This window comes from Acetatifactor sp. (genome assembly GCF_982438285.1).
In genome coordinates this window covers 1-1654 of sequence record NZ_CEWDFQ010000500.1, presented here as the reverse complement: position 1 = coordinate 1654, position 1654 = coordinate 1, and the positions used below count along the sequence as shown (strand labels likewise).

Genomic DNA, 1654 nt, shown 5'->3' with positions numbered 1-1654 from the left:
CACCATATCCTTCAGCTCTCCAGGATGTCTGCCGGTTTCCAGCACCATCCGCGCGCTTCCCAAAACAGCCTGGGCAGCAAATTCATAGGCCTGGTTTCTTGGCATGCCCTCCGCCACCGCCTCATCGGCCATGGCCTCGATAAACAGAAACACATACGCAGGAGCGCTGCCGCTTACGCCCACCACCACATCCATCAGGCGTTCCGGCACCACGCTGGCCCGTCCGAAGGAGCGCATCAAGCTTAACACCTGTGAAAGCTCTTCTTCCGTCACATTCTCTCCCGCACAGACGCCTGTGCAGCCCTCCAGCACCAGAGCCGGGGTGTTTGGCATACAGCGGATTATTTTAAGCTCCGGCCGTCCAAAAGCCTCCGACAGATAACGCAGATCCTTTCCTGCGGCAATGCTCACAATCAACGTTTCCTCCCACACAGCATCCTTGATCTGCGCAATTACCTCCGGCAAAAATGTGGGCTTTACCGCCAAAAATAAAATGTCCGCTTTCTCCGCCACTTCCCTGTTGGTCTCAGCCGTCGAGATATGATATTTTTCTCTTACCTTTTCCCTGGTTTCCCTGGTTTTGGCCGAACCTATCATATCCTCAGGCTGCGCCGCATTCTTTGCCAGCATACCGCCGATCATGGCACATGCCATATTTCCCAGTCCGATAAATCCTATTTTCATTTTCACACTGATCTCCATTCCGAAGCGTAGCGTAGGAATCGCGCAATAGAAATTCGCACAGGCGATTTCTATTGTCGCATCAAGGCTTATTCGTGACGCTTCGGCACAAATAAGCCGTGTGAAAAATCAGCACATCAGTGTGATTTTTCACACTGATCTCCATTCTTTTCAAAGCTTAAGTCTCCATTTACGTAAAGCATTACACATGTCTCTGTCTGTGGGTCTCATACAGCAAAAGAGCCGCTGCAACAGCAGCGTTGAGGGATTCCACCCTCCCCTCCATGGGAATCTTTACATAGGAATCTGCCAGCTTCGCCGTATCCCTCCGCAGTCCCTTCCCCTCATTGCCGATGAGAAAGGCAGTAGGTCCCCGAAAGGAAAGCCTGTTGTAATAGGTCTCCCCCTCCAGATGCGCGGCATAGACGGCAATCCCATTCTTATGCAGATCATTGACAGCATTCCTCAAATCTCCGGCATACACAAAGGGCACCCTGTAAATGGACCCCATAGTGGCCCGGACTACCTTGGGATTAAAGAGATCCACCGTGTCGGAGCTCATAATAACACCCGTTATTCCAGCTCCCTCGCCAGTCCGAAACATGGTTCCAAGATTCCCAGGGTCCTGTAAGTCCTCCACCACCAGAAGCAGCGGATTACCCCTCTTCAAAATGTTCTCTATATCATATTTGGGCTGTCTTAAAACTGTCAATATTCCCTGAGGAGACTGGGTATCCGACATTCTTGCAAATACATTGGAGGAAACTGTCTCATATCCTGTCTGCTGCAGTTTCTTCCATATTAATGAGTTCCCCTTTGCCCGCTCCAAGGCATCCTGTGACAGAAATACCTCTTCTATGCCGTCTGTGGGAGCTTCCTCAAACATTTTAAAGCCCTCTGCCGCAAACACCCCTGCCTGTCTGCGTTCCTTTGCCTTACTCTGCCACTGTACGATCTGCTTTACTTTTGCGTT

General features: G+C 50.8%; 2 protein-coding genes. Both read right to left on the bottom strand.

The genetic code is table 11. The annotated features are described in order from the left end of the window. Positions 1–684: pyrroline-5-carboxylate reductase (proC, locus tag AC1WIP_RS15680; protein ID WP_481142702.1), on the bottom strand; the 684-nt coding region annotated here is incomplete at its 3' end. A 199-nt stretch (positions 685–883) separates the two neighbouring features. After that, positions 884–1654: TrmH family RNA methyltransferase (locus AC1WIP_RS15675; protein WP_481142701.1), on the bottom strand; the 771-nt coding region annotated here is incomplete at its 5' end.